Source organism: Pseudomonas edaphica, assembly GCF_005863185.1.
Classification (GTDB): Bacteria; Pseudomonadota; Gammaproteobacteria; order Pseudomonadales; family Pseudomonadaceae; genus Aquipseudomonas; species Aquipseudomonas edaphica.
The window spans coordinates 1-3,187 of the sequence record NZ_VBVZ01000672.1; the positions used below are offsets into that span (position 1 = coordinate 1).

Sequence of the window (3,187 nt, forward strand, 5' to 3'; positions counted from 1 at the left end):
GGCCCTTACATCCTTTTCGATGACGAAGTCAGCGGTCTTTTGATCTGCGCTTTTGATCTTGATCTTGATCTGAAATCGCCCCGTCAAACACGATGGCCGGAATTCGACAGTGATTTGGGGGGTAAACCGGCAGGGATGCCGGTTTAGCCGCGCTGGGCCAAGGATGGCCCATCGCGGCGGCCCCCCAAATCACTGGCGGATTGCGGGCATGCCGAGCCATAGCGAGGCACCGAGTGTTGGGGCGAAGACTTTTTGGTTACTTTTGTGTCTTTACAAAAGTGACCCGCTGTAAGAGCGGAACCCTACTCAGCCGTTACCGCAGCAACGGATATGTACCCCACCAAACGACCGCCATCGCAGGCAAACCAGCTCCCACATATAGCTGTTCAGGACTTAAGTCTCGTAAACTTCACGCCGACAAGTGCTCGTAGAGTATCGTCGCACCCACCAGCATCAGCACCACGCCGCCGACCATCTCGGCGCGTTTGCCCACCACCGTCCCCAACACCCGCCCAAGCATCATGCCGATGGTCACCATGGTCATCGTCGCCAGGCCGATTGCCGCCGCAGCCACCAGAATATTCACGTCGACAAACGCCAGGCCTACGCCCACCGCCAGTGCATCGATGCTGGTGGCAAAAGCTGTTACTGCGAGAATCATGAACGAATGCTGGCTGGGTTTCTCCACCTCATCGTCATCGGCCTTGAGCCCGTTCCAGATCATGTGCAAGCCCAGCGCCACCAGCAGGGTAAAGGCGATCCAGTGGTCCCAGTCCTCCACCCAGCGCGTGGCGGCGTGGCCGATGGCCCAGCCGATCATGGGCGTGATGGCTTCGATCACACCAAAGATCAGGCCGGCGCGCAGCGCTTCGACCAAGCGTGGTTTGTGCAGGCTGGAGCCTTTGCCGATGGCCGCCGCAAAGGCGTCCGTGGACATGGCCAGGGCGAGAAGAATAAGAGAAATGGGGTTCACGGTAAGGCTTCCAGTCGGGCTGTATGAGTCAACGACACAACCACACGCCCGACTTTAGGCATGGATGTGTCGCTGGTCTCACCAACCACAACGGTGTTCGTACCACGGCAGGTTGCCGAATATGTTGATACGAACGCTTCTGAACGGGTCAGAAGCCGGTTACTCCCCAACGAAGGGCCGCAGCATAGCTGGCCAGATATGAAAAAACTGTCAATGCCCTGCAAATTCCGCTGGGCGACGTCCGGCAAAGTTCTACGACTGTCACGCCACCATAATAATTTTCGACACCAATTCCACCACCGTCTTGGCCTGCAACTTTCTCATCAAGCGCGCCCGGTGCACCTCCACCGTGCGGTGGGAGATCGCCAGGCGTAGGGCTATTTCCTTGGACTTGAGGCCATTGACGATGTGCATGGCGATTTCCCGCTCCCGTGGCGTGAGGTCGCCGGTGCCTTGGTGGGTGCGGTCCAGGCGTTCGAAGTGCCAGATCATCAGCTTGAACGGGTCTTTGGGCGTGAGGGTGTAGCCGTGGGACCTGGCCCAGAACACTTCGCCGTTGTGGTGCTGCATGAAACGTTCGTCGGAGTAAAAGCCGTTTTCGCTTTCCAGCAGCCATTCATGGCTGCGCTTGCCAATGGCGTGGTAGTCAGCCTGGGAAGGGTAGATCAGCAGCGTCAGTTGGTTGACCAATGCGTCGCGCGAATAGCCGAACAACTGCAGGAAAGCCTCATTACAGTCGACCATTACGCGGTTGCGGGTGACCAGTTGCGGCGCGGGGGAGAGCTGGAACGCCAGGCGTTCTATGTCGTGGAACTGCTGTGCAAACGCGTTCATTGGGCATCCTGCCTCGTCGCTTTTCTCAACTGGGGCTACTTAGCCATGTAAGTAGTTGCACGAATTGGCGCGCGCCCAACGGTGGGTCATTGTAGGTAAATGTCCGCGCCAAAAATAGAAGAAATTGATTATGCCAGCTGATTGCGTCTCCATTGTTGCTGCCGGTCATTCACGTTTTGGTCGCCTTGAAGGCACCCGCCTGGAGGATCTGATCGTACAGGTCACCCGCGAAGCCCTGAAGGACGCGGCGATTGACGCGAGCGAGATCGACGCGTTGTTCCTTGGCCACTTCAACTCCGGGTTGGTGCCCGACGGGTTCCCGGCCTCGCTGCTGCTGCAGGCCGACCCTGGGCTGCGCTTCAAACCGGCGACCCGCTGTGAAAACGCCTGCGCGTCCGGCTCGGCGGCAATCCTGGCCGGGGTCCAGGCGATCCTGTCAGGCAGTGCCGAGCTGGTATTGGTGGTGGGCGCGGAAAAAATGACCCACACCACCACCGCCGAGGTGACCCAGGCCTTGGCCGGCGCCGGTTATCAGAACGACCCGGCCGAAGCGGGCTTGAGTTTCCCGCAGCTGTTCGGCCGTGCGGCGCGCCAGTATGCCGAGCGCTACCACTGCCCGTTGGGCTCGATGGCGGCCATCGCCACCAAGAACCACTCCAACGCCATGGCCAACCCGCTGGCACAGATGCACCGGGTGATGGATTTCGAGCACTGCAACAACGTGTCCCAGAGCAACCCGTTTGTGGCCGATTCGCTGCGCCTTACCGACTGCTCGCTGATCAGCGACGGCGCCGCCGCGATCATCCTGGCCTCGCCCAAGCGCGCGCGGGCGTTTCGCCGTGATGTGCAGATTCGTACACTGACCCAGGTCAACGATTGCCTGCCGATTGCCCAGCGCGACATCCTCGCCTTTGAAGGCCCGCAACGCGCGATCCATACGGCGTTGCGCGGGGCGAATATCACCCTGGCCGACCTGAGCTTCGCCGAGGTGCATGACTGCTTCACCATCGCTGAGCTGCTGATCTACGAGGCCATGGGCCTGGCGCCCAAGGGTGAGGGGCACCGTGTGCTCGACAGCGGTGTGGTGCGCGTGGGCGGGCGGTTGCCGGTGAACCTGTCCGGCGGGCTCAAGGCCAAGGGGCATCCGGTGGGCGCCACCGGTGTGTCGATGCATGCCCTGGCGTTTCGCCAGTTGACCGGCGAGCCGATCGGCCTGGCGGTACCCAACCCCGAATTCGGCCTGGTGTTCAATATGGGCGGGATGGCCGTAGCCAACTATGCCTCGGTGCTGCACGCGCGTCGGAGCTGAACCATGAACATTGCCAACTGGCTGCACGACACCCAGCGCCGCGATCCGCAACGCCCGGCGTTGTTTGAGGG

Annotated in this window: 3 protein-coding genes and 1 riboswitch; of the genes, 1 reads left to right on the top strand and 2 read right to left on the bottom strand. The window is 60.8% G+C overall.

Translation table 11 applies throughout. From position 1 onward, the window contains the following. Positions 1 to 409: 409 nt before the first annotated feature. Together mntP and FEM54_RS28710 are read right to left on the bottom strand one after the other, a co-directional pair. A complete protein-coding gene (gene mntP, locus FEM54_RS28705; RefSeq protein WP_138453869.1) occupies positions 410 to 973 on the bottom strand; it encodes a manganese efflux pump MntP in 564 nt (187 codons plus the stop codon). Between the two features lie 12 nt (positions 974 to 985). Continuing rightward, a riboswitch (yybP-ykoY riboswitch) is annotated at positions 986 to 1,153 on the bottom strand. A gap of 81 nt (positions 1,154 to 1,234) precedes the next feature. Beyond that, on the bottom strand, positions 1,235 to 1,807 hold the full coding sequence (locus tag FEM54_RS28710) for a LuxR C-terminal-related transcriptional regulator (protein ID WP_138453870.1): 573 nt from the start codon (positions 1,805 to 1,807) through the stop codon (positions 1,235 to 1,237). Between the two features lie 130 nt (positions 1,808 to 1,937). Between FEM54_RS28710 and FEM54_RS28715 the strand changes: the two genes are divergently transcribed. Then, positions 1,938 to 3,116, top strand: coding sequence for an acetyl-CoA acetyltransferase (locus tag FEM54_RS28715; RefSeq protein ID WP_138453871.1), 1,179 nt, complete (start codon positions 1,938 to 1,940; stop codon positions 3,114 to 3,116). Positions 3,117 to 3,187: the final 71 nt, after the last annotated feature.

Coding starts and splice junctions, on each gene's coding strand:
- FEM54_RS28710 (WP_138453870.1), bottom strand. CDS start 1,807: ATGAACGCGTTTGCACAGCAGTTCCACGACATAGAACGCCTGGCGTTC.
- FEM54_RS28715 (WP_138453871.1), top strand. CDS start 1,938: ATGCCAGCTGATTGCGTCTCCATTGTTGCTGCCGGTCATTCACGTTTT.